General features: G+C 73.8%; 12 protein-coding genes and 1 pseudogene. 10 read left to right on the top strand and 3 right to left on the bottom strand.

Translation table 11 applies throughout. The features are described from left to right. The first annotated feature begins 5 nt into the window (after nt 1-5). The 3 genes from ABD358_RS11890 to ABD358_RS11880 are packed head-to-tail and all read left to right on the top strand — an operon-like array spanning nt 6 to nt 4,250. Entirely contained in the window at nt 6-2,090 is a 2,085-nt protein-coding gene (locus tag ABD358_RS11890) for an acetyl/propionyl/methylcrotonyl-CoA carboxylase subunit alpha (protein ID WP_425576308.1), read from the top strand. Next, nucleotides 2,087-3,085, top strand: a complete 999-nt coding sequence (locus ABD358_RS11885) for a hydroxymethylglutaryl-CoA lyase (protein ID WP_344630886.1) — start codon at nt 2,087-2,089, stop codon at nt 3,083-3,085. Before ABD358_RS11890 ends, ABD358_RS11885 begins: the two co-directional genes overlap by 4 nt. 4 nt (nt 3,086-3,089) lie before the next feature. After that, a complete protein-coding gene (locus tag ABD358_RS11880; protein ID WP_344630885.1) occupies nt 3,090-4,250 on the top strand; it encodes an acyl-CoA dehydrogenase family protein in 1,161 nt (386 codons plus the stop codon). 54 nt (nt 4,251-4,304) lie between these two features. Here the strand turns inward: ABD358_RS11880 and ABD358_RS11875 are convergent, their stop codons facing one another. After that, entirely contained in the window at nt 4,305-7,055 is a 2,751-nt protein-coding gene (locus tag ABD358_RS11875) for a SpoIIE family protein phosphatase (protein WP_425576310.1), read from the bottom strand. Nucleotides 7,056-7,306: 251 nt separating this feature from the next. Here ABD358_RS11875 and ABD358_RS11870 point away from each other — a divergent pair. Together ABD358_RS11870 and ABD358_RS11865 are read left to right on the top strand one after the other, a co-directional pair. After that, nucleotides 7,307-7,891: pseudogene (locus tag ABD358_RS11870) on the top strand (N-acetylmuramoyl-L-alanine amidase); the annotation flags it as partial. 517 nt (nt 7,892-8,408) lie between these two features. After that, nucleotides 8,409-9,368, top strand: a complete 960-nt coding sequence (locus ABD358_RS11865) for a DUF4429 domain-containing protein (RefSeq protein WP_344630884.1) — start codon at nt 8,409-8,411, stop codon at nt 9,366-9,368. A 58-nt stretch (nt 9,369-9,426) separates the two neighbouring features. Here the strand turns inward: ABD358_RS11865 and ABD358_RS11860 are convergent, their stop codons facing one another. Then, nucleotides 9,427-11,010 (bottom strand): beta-N-acetylhexosaminidase, encoded by a 1,584-nt coding sequence (locus ABD358_RS11860; protein WP_344630883.1) that lies wholly within the window; start codon nt 11,008-11,010, stop codon nt 9,427-9,429. A 195-nt stretch (nt 11,011-11,205) separates the two neighbouring features. Between ABD358_RS11860 and ABD358_RS11855 the strand changes: the two genes are divergently transcribed. Together ABD358_RS11855 and glmS are read left to right on the top strand one after the other, a co-directional pair. Then, on the top strand, nt 11,206-11,481 hold the full coding sequence (locus ABD358_RS11855; RefSeq protein WP_344630882.1) for a hypothetical protein: 276 nt from the start codon (nt 11,206-11,208) through the stop codon (nt 11,479-11,481). Nucleotides 11,482-11,612: 131 nt separating this feature from the next. Next, entirely contained in the window at nt 11,613-13,439 is a 1,827-nt protein-coding gene (gene glmS, locus ABD358_RS11850; protein ID WP_344630881.1) for a glutamine--fructose-6-phosphate transaminase (isomerizing), read from the top strand. 303 nt (nt 13,440-13,742) lie between these two features. Here the strand turns inward: glmS and ABD358_RS11845 are convergent, their stop codons facing one another. After that, nucleotides 13,743-14,264, bottom strand: a complete 522-nt coding sequence (locus tag ABD358_RS11845) for a universal stress protein (RefSeq protein ID WP_344630880.1) — start codon at nt 14,262-14,264, stop codon at nt 13,743-13,745. Between the two features lie 343 nt (nt 14,265-14,607). On the opposite strand from ABD358_RS11845, the gene ABD358_RS11840 reads away from it, so the two are divergent. The 3 genes from ABD358_RS11840 (at nt 14,608) to orn (ending at nt 17,221) form a co-directional block, all read left to right on the top strand. Further along, nucleotides 14,608-14,949 carry a hypothetical protein gene (locus ABD358_RS11840; RefSeq protein ID WP_344630879.1) on the top strand — a complete coding sequence of 114 codons (342 nt, stop codon included), beginning with the start codon at nt 14,608-14,610 and terminating at the stop codon, nt 14,947-14,949. 382 nt (nt 14,950-15,331) lie between these two features. Then, nucleotides 15,332-16,606 carry a helix-turn-helix domain-containing protein gene (locus tag ABD358_RS11835; RefSeq protein WP_344630878.1) on the top strand — a complete coding sequence of 425 codons (1,275 nt, stop codon included), beginning with the start codon at nt 15,332-15,334 and terminating at the stop codon, nt 16,604-16,606. Nucleotides 16,607-16,615: 9 nt separating this feature from the next. Then, nucleotides 16,616-17,221 (top strand): oligoribonuclease, encoded by a 606-nt coding sequence (gene orn, locus ABD358_RS11830; RefSeq protein WP_344630877.1) that lies wholly within the window; start codon nt 16,616-16,618, stop codon nt 17,219-17,221. The last annotated feature ends 37 nt before the right edge of the window (nt 17,222-17,258 follow it).

Here is a 17,258-nt window from a genome sequence, read left to right as displayed (position 1 = left end):
GGGGGATGCGTTCGATGTCCATCAAGGCGTTCGACACGGTGCTGGTCGCCAACCGCGGCGAGATCGCCGTCCGCGTCATCCGTACGCTGCGCCGGCTGGGGGTGCGCTCGGTCGCGGTCTTCAGCGACGCGGACGCCGACGCCCGGCATGTGCGGGAGGCGGACACCGCGGTGCGGATCGGCCCGGCGCCGGCCGCCGAGAGCTACCTGTCGATCGAGCGGCTGCTGGCGGCGGCCGAGCGGACGGGCGCGCAGGCCGTGCACCCCGGCTACGGCTTCCTCGCCGAGAACGCGGCCTTCGCCCGCGCGGTGGAGGCCGCCGGGATGGTCTTCGTCGGCCCGCCGGCGGACGCCATCGAGCTGATGGGCGACAAGATCCGCGCCAAGGAGACGGTGCGGGCGGCCGGGGTCCCGGTGGTGCCTGGCAGCAGCGGCAGCGGCCTGACCGACGCCGAACTGGCCGCCGCCGCACTGGAGATCGGCATGCCGGTCCTGCTCAAGCCGTCGGCGGGCGGCGGCGGCAAGGGCATGCGGCTGGTCCGCGACGAGGCCCTGCTCGCCGACGAGATCGCCGCCGCCCGGCGCGAGGCCCGCGGCGCCTTCGGCGACGACACCCTCCTGGTGGAGCGGTGGATCGACCGGCCGCGGCACATCGAGATCCAGGTGCTCGCCGACGGCCACGGCACCGTGGTGCACCTCGGCGAACGCGAGTGCAGCCTCCAGCGCCGCCACCAGAAGATCGTCGAGGAGGCCCCCAGCCCCCTGCTGGACCCGGCCACCCGCGCGGCCATGGGCGAGGCCGCCGTGCGCGCGGCCCGCTCCTGCGGCTACCGCGGCGCGGGCACGGTGGAGTTCATCGTCCCCGGCGGCGACCCCGGGGCGTACTGCTTCATGGAGATGAACACCCGCCTCCAGGTCGAGCACCCGGTGACGGAGCTGATCACCGGCCTGGACCTGGTGGAGTGGCAGCTTCGGGTCGCGGCCGGCGAACCCCTGCCCTTCGGGCAGGAGGACATCGTCCTCGACGGCCACGCGGTCGAGGCCCGGATCTGCGCGGAGAGCGCGCGCGCCACGGGCGGGAGGGTGGACTTCCTGCCCTCCGCCGGCACCGTCCACCTGCTGTCCGAGCCGTCGGGCGAGGGCGTCCGGGTGGACTCCGGGCTGACGGAGGGCACCGAGGTGGGCACCGTCTACGACCCGATGCTCGCCAAGGTGATCGTCCACGGCCCGGACCGGTCCTCCGCCCTGCGGCGGCTGCGCTCGGCCCTGGCGGAGACGACGGTCCTGGGGGTGGAGACCAACACCTCCTTCCTCCGCGCCCTGCTGGCGCACCCGGACGTGGTCTCCGGGAACCTGGACACCGGGCTGGTGGACCGCGACGCGGCCTCGCTGCTGCCGCCGGAGGTCCCCGGGGAGGTGTACGCGGCGGCGGCGCTGCTGCGCCACGCCGACCTGGAACCGGAGGCCTCCCCCACCGGCTGGACCGACCCGTTCTCCGCGCCGACCGGCTGGCGTCTGGGCGGCGAACCCGCCTGGACGGTCCACCACCTGCGGGTCCCGGGCCGCGAGCCGGTGGCCGTGCGGGTGCGCGGCCGGGCCGGCGGTGCCGAGGTCCGCGTCGGGGACGCCCCGCCGGTGCGTGCCGCGCTGCGCACCGACGCCCCCGGCCGGGCGCTGCTGGAGTGGGACGGTGTGGTGCACGTCTTCGCCCACGCCCGCGCGGACGGCGGCCGGTGGCTGGGCCGGGACGGGGCCGGCTGGCACCTCGCCGACCACGATCCGGTCGAGGCGTCCCTGCGGGGCGGTGCGGGGGCGCACGGCGCCGACACGCTGACCGCTCCGATGCCCGGCACGGTCACCGTCGTCAAGGCGGCCGTCGGCGACGTGGTCACCGCCGGCCAGAGCCTGCTGGTGGTGGAGGCGATGAAGATGGAGCACGTCATCGCCGCCCCCTACGACGGCACCGTGGTCGAGCTGGACGTCACACCCGGCAGCACCGTCGCCATGGACCAGGTGCTGGCCGTCGTCGAGCCCAAGGAACCCGGCACACCGGCCGACGGGGCCGAGCCGGTCGAGGGGGCGGCGCGATGACCGAGGGACTGCCCATGGCCTTCCCCGCCGAGGGGCTTCCGGCCCGCGTCCGCATCCACGAAGTGGGGCCGCGCGACGGCCTGCAGAACGAGCAGACCGTCGTACCCGCCGAGGTGAAGGCGGAGTTCATCCGCCGGCTCGCCGGCGCCGGGCTGCGCACCATCGAGGCGACCAGCTTCGTCCACCCCAAGTGGGTCCCCCAACTCGCGGACGCGGAGCGGCTGTTCCCGGCCGTCTCCGACCTCGCCGACCGCGAGGGGGACGCGGCCGTACGGCTCCCGGTGCTCGTCCCGAACGAACGCGGCCTGGACCGGGCGCTGGCCCTCGGCGCCCGCGAGATCGCCGTCTTCGGCAGCGCCACCGAGTCCTTCGCCCGGGCGAACCTCAACCGCACCGTCGACGAGGCCCTGGCGATGTTCGAACCGGTGGTCGCCCGGGCGAAGGAGGCGGGCGCCGGGGTGCGGGGCTACCTGTCGATGTGCTTCGGCGACCCGTGGGAGGGCCCGGTGCCCGTGGAGCAGGTGGTCGGCGTCTGCCGCCGCCTGATCGACCTCGGCTGCGACGAGCTCAGCCTGGGCGACACCATCGGCGTGGCCACCCCCGGCCACGTCACCGCCCTGCTGACCGCCCTGAACGAGGCCGGGATCCCCACCGGCCGCCTCGCCGTCCACTTCCACGACACCTACGGCCAGGCCCTGGCCAACACCCTTGCCGCCCTGCGGCACGGCGTCACCACCGTGGACTCCTCCGCGGGCGGCCTCGGCGGCTGCCCCTACGCGAAGAGCGCCACCGGCAACCTCGCCACCGAGGACCTCGTGTGGATGCTGCACGGCCTCGGCATCGACACCGGGGTCGACCTCGGCCGCCTCACCGCCACCAGCGTGTGGATGGCCGGCCGGCTGGGCCGCCCCAGCCCCTCCCGCACGGTCCGTGCCCTGGCCCCGCGGGCCACCGCCCCCGCCCAGGACTCCCCCGCCTCCCACAAGGAGCAGTGAAGCCATGTCCCTTGACCACCGCCTCTCCCCCGAGCACGAGGAACTGCGCCGCACCGTCGAGGAGTTCGCGCACGACGTCGTCGCGCCGAAGATCGGGGAGTTCTACGAGAACCACGAGTTCCCCTACGAGATCGTCCGGGAGATGGGCCGCATGGGCCTGTTCGGCCTGCCCTTCCCCGAGGAGTACGGGGGGATGGGCGGCGACTACCTCGCCCTGTGCCTGGCCCTGGAGGAGCTGGCCCGGGTGGACTCCTCCATCGCCATCACCCTGGAGGCGGCCGTCTCGCTGGGGGCCATGCCGATCCACCGCTTCGGCACCGAGGAGCAGAAGCGCGAGTGGCTGCCGAGGCTGTGCTCGGGCGAGATGCTCGGCGCGTTCGGCCTGACCGAGCCGGAGTGCGGCTCGGACGCGGGCGGCACCCGCACCACCGCCGTCCGCGACGGCGACGAGTGGGTGATCAACGGCACCAAGTGCTTCATCACCAACTCCGGCACCGACATCACCGGCCTGGTCACGGTCACCGCCGTCACCGGCCGCAGGCCCGACGGCCGCCCGGAGATCTCCTCGATCATCGTCCCGTCCGGCACCCCGGGCTTCACCGTCGCCGCCCCCTACTCCAAGGTCGGCTGGAACGCCTCGGACACCCGTGAGCTGTCCTTCTCCGACGTCCGGGTCCCGGTCTCCAACCTGCTGGGCGAGGAGGGCCGCGGCTACGCCCAGTTCCTGCGCATCCTGGACGAGGGCCGCATCGCCATCTCGGCCCTGGCCACCGGCCTGGCCCAGGGCTGCGTGGACGAGTCGGTGCGGTACGCCGGGGAGCGCCACGCCTTCGGCCGCCCGATCGGCGCCAACCAGGCCATCCAGTTCAAGCTCGCCGACATGGAGATGCGCGCCCACACCGCCCGTCTGGCCTGGCGCGACGCGGCGGCCCGCCTGATGGCGGGCGAGCCGTTCAAGAAGGAGGCGGCCATCGCCAAGCTGTACTCCTCCGAGATCGCGGTCACCAACGCCCGCGAGGCCACCCAGATCCACGGCGGCTACGGCTTCATGAACGAGTACCCGGTGGCCCGCATGTGGCGGGACTCCAAGATCCTGGAGATCGGCGAGGGCACCAGCGAGGTGCAGCGCATGCTGATCGCCCGGGAGCTGGGCGTCGTCTCCTGAGCGCCGGCCGGACGCGCCTCGGGCCGCCGCGGCCCGAGGCGCGTCCGGCCCCGGTCAGTCCCGCGGCAGCGGCTGCTCGACCCAGATGACCTTCCCGTTCCCGGTGTAGCGGGTGCCCCAGCGCTCGGAGAGCTGCGCCACCAGGAACAGTCCCCGTCCCCCCTCGTCCGTCGTCGCGGCCCGGCGCAGGTGCGGCGAGGTGCTGCTGGTGTCGGAGACCTCGCAGATCAGGCTGCGCTCCAGCCTCAGCAGCCTGACCCGCACCGGGCCGGTGGCGTGCCGGATGGCGTTGGTGACCAGCTCGCTGAGGATCAGCTCGGTGGTGAACACCAACTCGTCCAGGCCCCAGTCGGCCAGCCGCCGCGTCACACCGCCGCGGACCGCGGAGACCGCGGCGGGATCGGACGGCACGTCCCACACCGCGATCCGGTCGGGTCCCAGGGCCCTGGTCCGGGCGACGAGCAGCGCGACGTCGTCGCGCGGACGCTCGGCCAGCAGCGCGCCGGTCACCTCGTCGCAGGTCTCCTCGGGGGAGTCGCCCGCGCGGGCCAGCGCCTCCCCCAGGAGGGCCAGGCCGACGTCGATGTCGCGCCCCCGGTCCTCGATGAGTCCGTCGGTGTACAGCACCAGCCGGCTGCCCTCGGGCAGGTCGATCTCGGCGGTCTCGTAGGGCGGGCCGCCCAGCCCCAGGGGCGCGCCGACGGGGATGTCGGGGAACTCCACGGTGCCGTCGGGGTGGACGAGCGCGGGCGGGGGGTGCCCGGCGCGGGCCACGACGCAGCTCCGGGAGGCGGGGTCGTAGATCGCGTACAGGCAGGTCGCGCCCATCATCCCGCTGGTGCCGTCCGGCGTTCCGTCGCCGTCGCCGTCCCGGTCGCTGCGGTCCACCAGCTCGTCGAGGTGCCCGATGATCTCGTCGGGCGGCAGGTCCAGGGCGGAGAAGTTGTGGACGGCCGTGCGCAGCCGTCCCATGGTGGCGGCCGCGTGCAGGCCGTGGCCAACCACGTCGCCGACCACCAGCGCGACGCGGGCGCCGGACAGCGGGATCACGTCGAACCAGTCCCCGCCCACCCCCGACTGGGCGGGGAGGTAGCGGTGGGCGACCTCCAGCGCCTCCTGCCCGGGCAGGGCGCGGGGCAGCAGGCTGCGCTGGAGGGCGGCGGCCATGGTGTGCTCGCGGGTGTAGCGGCGGGCGTTGTCGACGGCCGCCCCGGCACGGGCCACCAGTTCCTCGGCCAGCGACAGGTCGTCGTCGTCGAAGGCCCCGTGTTCCCGCGTACGCCAGAAGTTGACCACGCCCAGGGCGATGCCGCGCGCCCGCAGCGGGACCGTGATGAGCGAGTGGACGCCCTCCTCGACGATCCGCCGCGCCCGCTCGGGGTCCTGCTCCTGCCATCCGGGGGCGGTGGCCAGGTCGGCCTCCAGGACCGCCTGCCCGGCCCGGTAGCCCTGCCCCTGCGGCGTGGACGGCAGGAAGGCGATCAGCTTGCCCGTCGGGTAGAAGGACGGGATCTCCCTGATGCCGTGGGCGGCCACCCGGCGCATGGTCACCGTGCCGCCCGCCGGCTCCTCGCCGCGCAGCACGGCGTCGGCCAGGTCGACGGTGACGAAGTCCGCGAACCGGGGCACCACGGCCTCCGCCAGTTCCTCGGCCGTGCGCACCATGTCCAGGGTGGTGCCGATGCCCGTGCCCGCGTCGTACAGCAGCTTCAGCCTCCGGCGCGCCTCCTCGGCGCTCTCGGAGAGCACCCGCAGCTCGGTGGAGTCCCGGAACGTCGCCACACTGCCCGGCGGTCCGCCGAAGCGGTCGGTGGGCTCGTGGTTGACGGCCAGCATCCGGTCCCCGACCTGGTGGACCTCGTCCACGGCCGCGCGTCCGGAGGAGAGCAGCCTGCCGGTGCGCGGGGGGAGGCCGAGGTCGGTGACGGAGCGCCCCTCGGCGTCCGGGGGCAGGTCGAGCAGCCGCCGCGCCTCGTCGTTGGCGAGCACCAGGCGGCCGTCGGCCCCGACGATGAGCACGCCCTCGCGGACGGCGTGCAGCACGGCGTCGTGGTGCTCGTACATGCGGGTCATCTCGGCCGGGCCCAGGCCGCGGGTCTGGCGCAGCAGCCGCCTGCCGATCACGGCCGTGCCCGTCACGGACAGCAGCAGCGCCGCCGCGGACGCGCCGAGGAGCAGCGGCACCTGGTCCTGGACCCCGCTGCTGACCTTGTCGACGGTGATGCCCGCGGAGACCAGGCCCACCACCGAGCCGTCGGGGCCGAAGACGGGGACCACCGCCTGCACCAGGGGGCCGATGGTCCCGACGATCTCCTCCGTGACCGTCTCCCCCTCCAGCGCCGGTCCGACGGTGCCGACGAAACGCTCGCCGATCCGGTCGGGCCTGGGGTGGGTGTGGCGGGTCCCGTCCGTGTCCATCACGACGACGAAGTCCACCCCGGAGCGCTCTCTGGCCCGTTCGGCGAGCGGCTGGAGGGACTCGGTGGGGTTCTCGCTCCTCAGTGCCTCCGGCAGTCCGGGCGAGTTGGCGAACGCCTCGGCGACGGCGACCGACCGCCGGCGCGCCTCCTCCTCGGCGCTGCTCCCGGCCTGGACCAGCAGTGCCGCCACCGCGGTGACGACCAGCAGGAGCACGAGCACGGCCTGGAGGACGAACACCTGGCCCGCCAGGCTGCGCACGCCCAGCAGTGAGCCGGGGTGCCGCCCCGGCGGTGTCCGTTCTGCCCGCTGCCCGGAATTCCCGCTCCCCGTTCTCCCGCCCCCGTGCCGTTCCGGCGGGCGACGGGTGCCGAGCAGACGGGACAGCGAATCCCAAGATCGGCTGAAAAGTCCGATCACAAGCCTATTCTTAGCACTGTCCTCCGCCCGGAGGCGAGCGACCCCCCTCCACCCCCTCCGTGACCACGCGGGACGGACGTCCCGGAGGGCGCCGCCGTCCGCGGCCGCCCGCGAGGTGGGAGCGCTTCAAAAAATCATGGACCATCCCATGGGGACGCGCACGGGGGTGGGTATGAGAGAAACACATACTTCTACCCAAAGTAGTCGGGAGAACACTCATGGCTACTCCCATTGGTGCGAGCGCGCTCGTCGCCGCGCTGAAGAAGGAGGGGCTCAGGGTCGTCGAGGTCGGTGACTGGCGCACGCACAACCGCAACCACAAGGGTCCCTGGGGGCCGGTGCACGGGGTGATGATCCACCACACCGTCACCTCCGGGTCGGCGCGGACGGTCGAGATCTGCCGGAACGGCCACAGCAGCCTGCCCGGCCCGCTGTGCCACGGGGTGATCACCAAGGACGGCCGGGTGCACCTGGTCGGGCACGGCCGCGCCAACCACGCCGGCATGGGGGACGACGACGTGCTCCGCGCGGTGATCGACGAACGCGCCCTGCCCGCGGACAACGAGGCCAACACCGACGGCAACCGCCACTTCTACGGCTTCGAGTGCGAGAACCTCGGCGACGGCAGGGACCCCTGGCCGGCCGCCCAACTGGACGCGATCGAACGCGCCGCCGCGGCCCTGTGCCGCCACCACGGCTGGAACGAGCGCTCGGTGATCGGCCATCTGGAGTGGCAGCCCGGCAAGGTCGATCCCCGCGGCTTCTCCATGAGCAGCATGCGCGCCCGCATACGCGAGCGCCTGTCCCACGCACCCGGCTGGAACCGGAACGAGGAGGAGGACGACGTGCCGAACGTGATCGGCGAGTACCGGACCGGCGACATCCGGCTGGCCCCCCGCACCTGGACGACCCTCGACATCAAGGGCGTGGACATCGTGACCGGCGCGACGCGCTACCAGGTGATGGCCCACCTCACCGCCACGATCCCGCCCGGCTCCACGATCCAGGGCCGCTTCTACCACCTGAGGCCCGACGGTACGCGCTGGGAGTCCGGCATCGTCGAGCGCATCGGCACCTCGGGCTCCACGTACGCCGACTTCCACCACTCCGGCAGCATCGCGAAGAACGAGAAGCTGCGGTTCGAGGCCGCCTACTACCCGGCCGACCCCTCCGACGACGGGCCGGCCACCATCACCACGTCCCGCCTGCGCGGCCTGTACTGGACCTGAGGGCGCCGGAGGCGGACCCCGGGCGGCGCGGGCGGCGACGCGGGCCGCGAACCCCGGGGTCCCCGCCGCCGCGGGCTGAGAGAATCGGCCCATGGCGGAGATACTCCATCAGTCCGGGACCTGGACGTTCGACGGCGACACCGTGCGCATCGTGCCCGGACACCACAAGAGCGTGCACAGACTGCGCCGGCTGCTCGGCGAGCTGGCGGTGCCGCTGAAGGCGGTGGCCGGGGTCTCGTACGAGCGCGGACGCAAGGGCGGGTGGCTGCGGCTGCGGCTGCGGCACGGGGCCGATCCGCTCCTCCAGGCCGCGGGCGGGCGGCTGCCCGACGCGGCCGACCCGTACCGCCTGGAGGTGGAGCCGAGCCGCTCGGGGGTGGCCGACTACTTCGTGGACGAGGTCCGCCACGCCCTGCTGCTGGAGCAGGTGCCCACCGAGGAGCCCTGCGACCGCTACCTGCTGCCCGGGCCGCCGGTTCCCCTGTCGGTGCAGGGCACCGACGGCACGGCGTCCTTCGACGGGGAGCGCGTCCGGCTCGAATGGAACTGGATGGCCGAGAGCAGCAAGACCTCCGGCGGCCCCCGCGCGTTCGCGCTGCACGAGCTGGAGGGCGTGGAGTGGTCCCCGGCGATCGGCCTGGAGAACGGCTACCTGCGGTTCCGTCCCAAGGGGACGCACCCCGTCCTCGACCCCGACCACGACCCCAACTGCCTGGTGCTGTGGGGGCTGCGGCAGGCGAAGGACACCAGCTCGGTGCTGGTGGCCGCCGCCGTCGCCGCCCGTCTGCCGCACCCCTCCGCCTCCTCCGCCTCCTCCGCCGCAGCCTCCGCCACCGCCTCCGCCGCGTCCGGGGCCGCCGAGGGCCTGCCGGCCGGCGAGGGCGCCCCGCCCGCGCTCACCGCGGGCGGGGCAGAGGTCCCGGCCGCCCCGGACGCGGACCACGACGTCCTGCTGCGGCGGCTGCGCGAGCTGGGCGAGCTGCGCCGGGAGGGGATCCTCACCGACGAGGAGTTCGCCGCGGCCAAGCAGGCGGTGCTGCGCCGTTTCTGACGGCGGGACGGCGGGACGGCCGGAGGGCGCGCCGGACGCCGTCCCGCCGTCTCCGGGCTCAGTCCGTCCAGGGGACCTGGGGCGAGCGCCAGTAGTCGATGCCCATCAGCTCCCAGCGCGGGCCCTGCGCGGCCAGCCGGGTGCGGTAGTCCTCCCAGTCGTGGGCGGACGCGGGCGACCAGCCGAGTTCGGCGATGCCCGGCAGCCGGGGGAAGGCCATGAACTCGATGTGGTCGCCGTTCTCGACGGTCTCCGTCCACAGCGGCGCCTCCACGCCGAGCACCGCGTCCCCGGGGACGCCCTCGATGTGGGCGCCGGGGTCCCAGTCGTAGGACTGCCGCACCTCGACGTGGCCCGCCCAGCTCAGTCCCAGCGGCGTGGTCTCGTCGTACTTCATGTCCAGGTAGGCGCGGTCGGCCGGGGAGAGGATCAGCCGGGTGCCGTTCCGCGCCGCCTCCGCGACCCCCTCCTCCCTGCCGGCGGTCCCCCAGTACTGCGCGATCGCGCCCTCGGCGGGTTCGGCGCCGGTGATCTGGTGCCAGCCGACGACGGTCTTGCCGTGCTCCGCCACGATCCGCTGCGCGCGCTCCATGAAGCGGGCGTAGTCCTCCTCGCCCGTCCGGTGCGCCTCGTCGCCGCCGATGTGGAGGTACGGGCCCGGGGTCAGCTCGGCGATCTCCCGCACCACGTCGTCCACGAAGTCGTAGGTGGTCTCCAGGGGGACGCACAGGGAGCTGAAGCCGACCTCGATGCCGGTGTAGAGCGGGGGCGCGACGCCGTCGCAGTTGAGCTCCGGGTAGGAGGCGAGGGCCGCGTTGGTGTGGCCGGGCATGTCGATCTCGGGCACGACGGTCATGTGCCGGGCGGCGGCGTGGCGGACGATCTCGCGGTAGTCGTCCTTGGTGTAGTGGCCGCCGGGTCCGCCGCCGACCTCGGTGCTGCCGCCGTGGGTCGCCAGCCGGGGCCAGGAGTCGATGGCGATGCGCCAGCCCTGGTCGTCGGTCAGGTGCAGGTGGAGGGTGTTGATCTTGTAGAGCGCGAGCTGGTCGATGTAGCGCTTGACCTGCTCGACCGTGAAGAAGTGCCGTGCCACGTCGAGCATCGCGCCGCGGTACGCGTAGCGCGGGACGTCCGTGACGGTGCCGCCGGCCACCCGCCAGGGTCCGGGCTGCTTCCGGCGCGCCTCGACCCTCGCGGGCAGCAGCTGCCGCAGCGTCTGCACGCCGTGGAAGAGGCCGGACGCCGTACGGGCCCGGATCTCGACCGAACGCGGTGAGGCGTGCAGCCGGTAGCCCTCCTCCCCCAGTTCCTCCGGCCCGCCGAGCCTCAGCCGGATGCCGTCGGCGCCCGGGCGGGTGGTCAGCGGCAGCGGGTGGCCGGTGGAGGGACGCAGCAGCCCGGCCAGGTACGAGCCGACCCGGCGCGCCTCGGCGGAGCCGGCGGGCACCCGGATCACGGTCCTCCCGCCGATCGTGTACGGGTCCCCGCCCGGCCGTACGGACGCGGGGGCGGGGATCACCTGGTCCAGCGGCCGGGGTCCGGCGGCCGGCGGGGCGGGCCCGTCGGCGGCCGCGGTTCCCTGCGGGAGGGAGGCGAGGAGGGCGGTGCAGAGCAGCAGGATCGGGAGGCGGAGTCGTCTCACGGGCGGTCCCTTCGGGCCGTGGCACGGACGGGGCGTGTACATGGAGCGACCGTTCGATGACATGGGTATCGCTCGCCCCGTCGGCGGTCAAGGTATAGACCATCCCCGGGGGCCTTGCCGCTCTTTCGCCTCACTCCTGCCCGATAGCGGGCAGATTTCTTGCGAAAGGGTCCGCCGGGCCGCGAGTATCAGCGGGTGCTCGAACGCCTCGCGCCCCATGAAGACCTCATCGACCACCTCGTCCGCTCCACGCCGCTCCGGCGCGGCGAGGCGGCCCGCGTGGTCCTGGACGTCCTGGCGTACTTCGACGAGACGGTCGAGGAGTTCGTGCGGCGGCGCCACCGCGAGCTGCAGTCCCGGGGGCTGACGAACCCGGAGATCTTCGAGCGGATCGCGGCCGAACTGCCGCACCGCGCGGTGGCCCCGCCCGAACTCTCCCTGCGGCAGCTCCGCCGCATCGTCTACGGCTGAGCCCGTGCCGCCGCGGGTCCCGGCCGGCGGCACGGGACCGCCCGGAACACGGCACGACGGCAGAACGACCACAGAGCGACAGCAGAACGATCACAGAGCGACCCCAGAGCGACGGAACCGGAGGACCCCGTATGTGCGGAATCGTGGGATACATCGGGAAACGCGACGCCACCCCCCTCCTGCTGGAGGGCCTTCAGCGCCTGGAGTACCGGGGCTACGACTCCACCGGCCTGGCCATCCACGGCAACGGCACCGGGCGGGCGGGAGGTCTGCGGACGGTGAAGGCCAAGGGCCGCGTCCGCGACCTCCGGGACCGCGTCCCCGAGCGCTTCACGGGCACCACCGGCATCGCCCACACCCGCTGGGCCACCCACGGCGCCCCGAGCGACGAGAACGCCCACCCGCACCAGGACGCGGGCGGCCGGGTCGCGGTCGTCCACAACGGCATCTTCGACAACGCCGGCGAGCTGCGCGCGAGGCTGGCCGCCGAGGGCGTGGAGTTCGCCTCCGAGACCGACACCGAGGTGCTGGCCCACCTGATCGGCCGCTCCCAGGCCCCGACGCTGGAGGAGCGGGTCCGCGAGGCGCTGGCCCGCATCGAGGGCACCTACGGCGTCGCCGTCCTCCACGCCGACTTCCCCGACCGCATCGTGGTGGCCCGCAACGGCTCCCCGGTGGTGCTCGGCATCGGCGAGCACGAGATGCTCTTCGCCTCGGACGTGGCCGCGCTGGTCTCCCACACCCGCCAGGTGGTCACCCTCGGCGACGGCGAGATGGCCACCCTCACGGCCGGCGACTACCGCACCTACACCACCGAGGGCAGCCGCACCTCCGCCACCCCGACGACGGTGGAGTGGGAGGCCGAGTCGTACGACATGGCCGGCCACGACACCTACATGCACAAGGAGATCACCGAGCAGGCCGAGGCCGTGGACCGGGTGCTGCGCGGCCGGATCGACGACCGCTTCGCCACCGTCCGCCTGGGCGGCCTCAACATGGACGCCCGCGAGGCGCGCGGGGTGCGGCGGGTGAAGATCCTCGGCTGCGGCTCGGCGTACCACGCGGGGATGATCGGCGCCCAGCTCATCGAGGAGCTGGCCCGCATCCCGGCCGACGCCGAGCCGGCCAGCGAGTTCCGCTACCGCAACCCGGTGGTGGACCCGGACACGCTCTACGTGGCGGTCAGCCAGTCCGGCGAGACGTACGACACCCTGGCCGCCGTCCAGGAGCTCAAGCGCAAGGGCGCCCGGGTGCTGGGCGTGGTGAACGTCGTGGGCTCGGCCATCGCCCGCGAGACCGACGGCGGCGTGTACGTCCACGCGGGGCCGGAGGTGTGCGTGGTGTCCACCAAGTGCTTCACCAACACCGCCGTCGCCTTCGCGCTGCTCGCCCTCCACCTCGGCCGCATCCGGGACCTGTCGGTGGCGGACGGCCGGCGGATCATCTCCGGCCTGCGGAGGCTGCCGGGGCAGATCGCCGAGATCCTGGCGCAGGAGGAGGCGATCGCCAAGCTGGCCGCCGAGTACGCGGACGCGAAGTCGATGATGTTCGTCGGCCGGGTGCGCGGCTACCCGGTGGCGCGCGAGGCGGCCCTGAAACTGAAGGAGGTCTCCTACATCCACGCCGAGGCGTATCCGGCCTCCGAGCTCAAGCACGGACCCCTGGCCCTGATCGAGCCCGCGGTGCCGACCGTGGCGGTCCTGCCGGAGGACGAGCTGCTGGAGAAGAACCGCGCCACGCTGGAGGAGATCAGGGCCCGCGGAGGACGCATCCTGGCCGTCGCACACGCCGAGCAGGAGAAGGCCGACCACACGGTCGTCGTGCCGCGCAACGAGGTCGAGCTGGACCCGATCCTGATGAGCGTCCCGCTCCAGCTCCTCGCCTACCACACGGCCCTGGCCCTGGGCCGGGACATCGACAGGCCGCGCAACCTGGCGAAGTCGGTGACGGTGGAATGACGGCGGGGCGGGCGGGGGACGTGCGGGCGGTCCCCTCGTCCGTGCCACCATGCGCACGAGGGGACCGCCCTCCTCCCGCCGGGGCCGCCCGTCGCGCCGGCGGTGGGCCGCAGCACGGGACCGTCACTTCCCGTGCGGCGGCGCGCTGACCCCTATATGCCCGCCGCACGTGCGCGATCCACCTCTACGCACGGGTAGATTTGTCGATTTCCCGTCTTGTGGCACGAGTCGGGACGGGGAGCGCACAGGTCCGCCCCGAGGGATGAGGGACCCGGAAGCGCCCGGGACGGCCGGGGAGGCGGCTCAGGGGATGACGATGACCGGCCGCCGCGCCCGGCGGGCGAGGCGCCCCGCGACCGAGCCGAAGATCCGGCCGACGAGGCCGTGCGTGGAGCCGACGACGATGGCGTCGGCCTCGTACTCGCGGCCGACCTCTTCCAGTTCGTGGCAGATGTCCCCGCCCCGCTCGACGAGGATCCAGGGCACGTCGGACAGGTGGTCCGCGCAGGCCAGCTCGAGGCCCAGCACCTCGGTGCGGTGGTCGGGCACGTCCACGAAGACCGGCGGCTCGCAGCCGGCCCACACGGTCGTCGGGAGCCGGTTGGCCACGTGGACGATGATCAGACCGGAGTCGGAGCGGCGGGCCATGCCGACCGCGTAGGCCAGGGCGCGCTCGCTCGACGTGGAACCGTCGAAACCCACCACGACCCCGTGCTGGAACGCCGGATCGCAGGAGTGGCGCGCTTCATCCGCCGCCTGGGGCATCGCCGTCGGATCGGCGACCCGTTTGCGGTCCGCGGGGTCGGGGATCTCGTGTCCAGCCATCGGTAACTTCACGTGCGCCTTGGAATACGACCGGGGTACGGATCCCCGGCCCATACCCCTGAGGGTACGTCGGCACTCCCCTCTTGCCCAGAGGCTGCGGTCACTGTCGGTTCGGTGCAGCATGCCCGAGCCGAAAGCGTTGCGCAATGCCCGGGCGCGCCCCGCGCGCCCCTCCGGGAGCCGGGGCGGGCGCCTCGCGGCCCCGGCTCCCACGGGCCCTGCCGGGCCTCTCCTTCCTCCTTCCTCCGGCCGAGGGCCGGAGGAAGGAGGAAGGAGAGGCCCGCGGCGGCCGGATCGGCTCCCCCGCCGGTGACCGGGGCGCCGGCGGGGCGTTGGACAGGGCATGCCCGGCCTCCTGCCCACTCGCCCGTCCGCGCGGAAGAACGTCCGCGCCCGCCGCCCGGCCCCTCCCCAGGCGCGCCCGGCCCACGGGGTGGACGAGGTCGTCCGCTGGGCGGCCTTCGGCTGCCTCCTGGTCCCCCTGGCGCTGCTGGCGTGCGGCTCCCCGCCCGGCGGCGCGGCCGCCGCGGCCGCCGGGCTCTCCCTGCTGACGGCCGTCTGCCGCGCCGTTCTGCGGCACTGCGAGCGCGTCGCGGCGCGGTCGGCCGGGCGGTCCGGCCCGCACCGGGGCCGGCACGGCCGTACCGGAACGGGAGCGCACAGGGGCGGACACCGGCAGCGGTAGAACGCCCGGCGCGGAACGCGCGCTTCCGCAGATCTCGGTCCACCTGTTCCGGCCCCTGTGCTTTTCGGCCAACTTCCAGCCGTGGTACACAACTTGCCAGAGGCGAATCCGAATACCGCCCGTCAGGGCGGCCAGGACCGAGGGGAACATGTGCACCCTGCGGACGGACGGCGACGGGGGTCCGGCCTTCTTCGCGGGGGCGGCGACGAATGGAACGCTCCGTGATCGAATGCTTCACGCCAAGTTGTCTTGTCGACATAGCGGCGAGTGGTGAACTAGTCCCATCGGCCTCGTCGAACACAGTAGATTCGATCTTGGCTGACTACGGCGGGGGAACCGTGCAGGACCGGAAGGACGCGACGACCGAGGGGGGCTTAGTTCCATGAGCCAGGACCCAACGCACGGCCCTGCGCCGGCGCGCAAGCTGTCCGCGCGCCGCCGCCGCGAGATCGTCGCCGTACTGCTCTTCAGCGGCGGCCCGATCTTCGAAAGCTCCATCCCGCTGTCCGTCTTCGGCATCGACCGGCAGGACGCCGGCGTCCCCCGCTACCGCCTCCTGGTGTGCGCGGGCGAGGAGGGGCCCCTGCGCACCACCGGCGGCCTGGAGCTGAGCGCGCCGTACGGGCTGGAGGCGCTGTCCCGGGCCGGGACGATCGTCGTCCCCGCCTGGCGGTCCATCACCCAGCCGCCCCCCTCCGCCGCGCTCGACGCCCTGCGCCGCGCGCACGAGGAGGGAGCGCGGATCATAGGCCTGTGCACGGGCGCCTTCGTGCTCGCCGCCGCCGGGCTGCTGGACGGCCGGCCGGCGACGACGCACTGGATGTACGCGCCGACGCTGGCCAAACGCTATCCGGCGGTCCATGTGGACCCGCGCGAACTGTTCGTGGACGACGGCGACATCCTCACCTCGGCCGGAACGGCGGCCGGCATCGACCTGTGTCTGCACGTGGTCCGCACCGACCACGGCGCCGAGGCGGCGGGAGCCCTGGCCCGCCGCCTCGTCGTACCGCCCCGGCGCGGCAACGGCGGTCAGGAGCGCTACATCGACAGGTCTTTACCGGAGGAGATCGGCACCGACCCGCTCGCCGAGGTCGTCGCCTGGGCTCTGGAACACCTCCACGAGCAGTTCGACGTGGAGACGCTCGCCGCACGCGCCTACATGAGCCGCCGGACCTTCGACCGGCGGTTCCGCTCGCTGACCGGCAGCGCGCCGCTGCAGTGGCTGATCACCCAGCGGGTGCTCCAGGCGCAGCGGCTGCTGGAGACCTCCGACTACTCGGTGGACGAGGTCGCCGGACGCTGCGGCTTCCGCTCGCCGGTCGCGCTGCGCGGCCACTTCAGGCGGCAACTGGGCGCCTCCCCGGCGGCGTACCGGGCCGCCTACCGGGCCCGCACCCGCGCGGACGGCGGCGGCTCGGGCGAGGAGCGCGCGCAGGAGGCCCGTACGGAGCGGACGGCGGCGGCCGAGTCCACCGGTCCCGGGGCCGTCCACGCCACACGGCACGAGCGGGGCGAGCGCGGGGAGCCGCCCGAGCGGGCGGGGCGGAGCGGCCGCGGCGAGCGGGGCGAGCAGAAGGAGCGGGGCAAACCCGGCTCGGACGCCTACACGCCGCGACTGCCCTCCCAACGGGCCCGCAAGCCCGGCCGGGCCCCGTAGGCTGGACACATGAACGATCGTTTGGTGTGGATCGACTGCGAGATGACCGGGCTCTCGCTGTCCCAGGACGCTCTCATCGAGGTGGCCGCCCTGGTCACCGACTCCGAGCTGAACGTGCTCGGCGACGGGGTGGACATCGTGATCCGCCCGCCCGCCGAGGCGCTGGAGACCATGCCCGACGTCGTCCGCGAGATGCACACCGCCTCCGGGCTGCTCGACGAGCTGGAGGGGGGCACCACGCTGGAGGACGCCGAGCGTCGGGTGCTGGAGTACGTCGGGAAGTACGTGCCGGAGCCCGGCCGGGCCCCGCTGTGCGGGAACTCGGTCGGGACCGACCGCGGCTTCCTGATGCGCGACATGCCCACGCTGGAGAAGTACCTCCACTACCGGATCGTCGACGTCTCCTCGATCAAGGAGCTGGCGCGGCGCTGGTATCCGAAGGCGTACTTCAACAGCCCCGAGAAGAGCGGCAACCACCGGGCGCTGGCGGACATCCGGGAGTCCATCGCGGAACTGCGCTACTACCGCGAGGCGGTGTTCGTGCCCCCGCCGGGCCCGGACTCGGAGACCGCGCGCAGGATCGCCGCCCGGCACGTGCTGCCGGCCGCCCGGTAGCCGGCCGGGCGGAGTCGGAGGCCAAGCGGTCTTAGGA

This window comes from Streptomyces glaucosporus (genome assembly GCF_039533345.1).
Taxonomy (GTDB): domain Bacteria; phylum Actinomycetota; class Actinomycetes; order Streptomycetales; family Streptomycetaceae; genus Streptomyces; species Streptomyces glaucosporus.
This window is presented reverse-complemented; position numbering and strand designations above follow the sequence as displayed.

What these genes read in the sequence shown, in the direction of transcription:
- ABD358_RS11890 (WP_425576308.1), top strand. Translation starts at nt 6, where the DNA reads ATGCGTTCGATGTCCATCAAGGCGTTCGACACGGTGCTGGTCGCCAAC.
- ABD358_RS11885 (WP_344630886.1), top strand. Translation starts at nt 2,087, where the DNA reads ATGACCGAGGGACTGCCCATGGCCTTCCCCGCCGAGGGGCTTCCGGCC.
- ABD358_RS11880 (WP_344630885.1), top strand. Translation starts at nt 3,090, where the DNA reads ATGTCCCTTGACCACCGCCTCTCCCCCGAGCACGAGGAACTGCGCCGC.
- ABD358_RS11865 (WP_344630884.1), top strand. Translation starts at nt 8,409, where the DNA reads ATGGCGGAGATACTCCATCAGTCCGGGACCTGGACGTTCGACGGCGAC.
- glmS (WP_344630881.1), top strand. Translation starts at nt 11,613, where the DNA reads ATGTGCGGAATCGTGGGATACATCGGGAAACGCGACGCCACCCCCCTC.
- ABD358_RS11845 (WP_344630880.1), bottom strand. Translation starts at nt 14,264, where the DNA reads ATGGCTGGACACGAGATCCCCGACCCCGCGGACCGCAAACGGGTCGCC.
- ABD358_RS11840 (WP_344630879.1), top strand. Translation starts at nt 14,608, where the DNA reads ATGCCCGGCCTCCTGCCCACTCGCCCGTCCGCGCGGAAGAACGTCCGC.
- ABD358_RS11835 (WP_344630878.1), top strand. Translation starts at nt 15,332, where the DNA reads ATGAGCCAGGACCCAACGCACGGCCCTGCGCCGGCGCGCAAGCTGTCC.
- orn (WP_344630877.1), top strand. Translation starts at nt 16,616, where the DNA reads ATGAACGATCGTTTGGTGTGGATCGACTGCGAGATGACCGGGCTCTCG.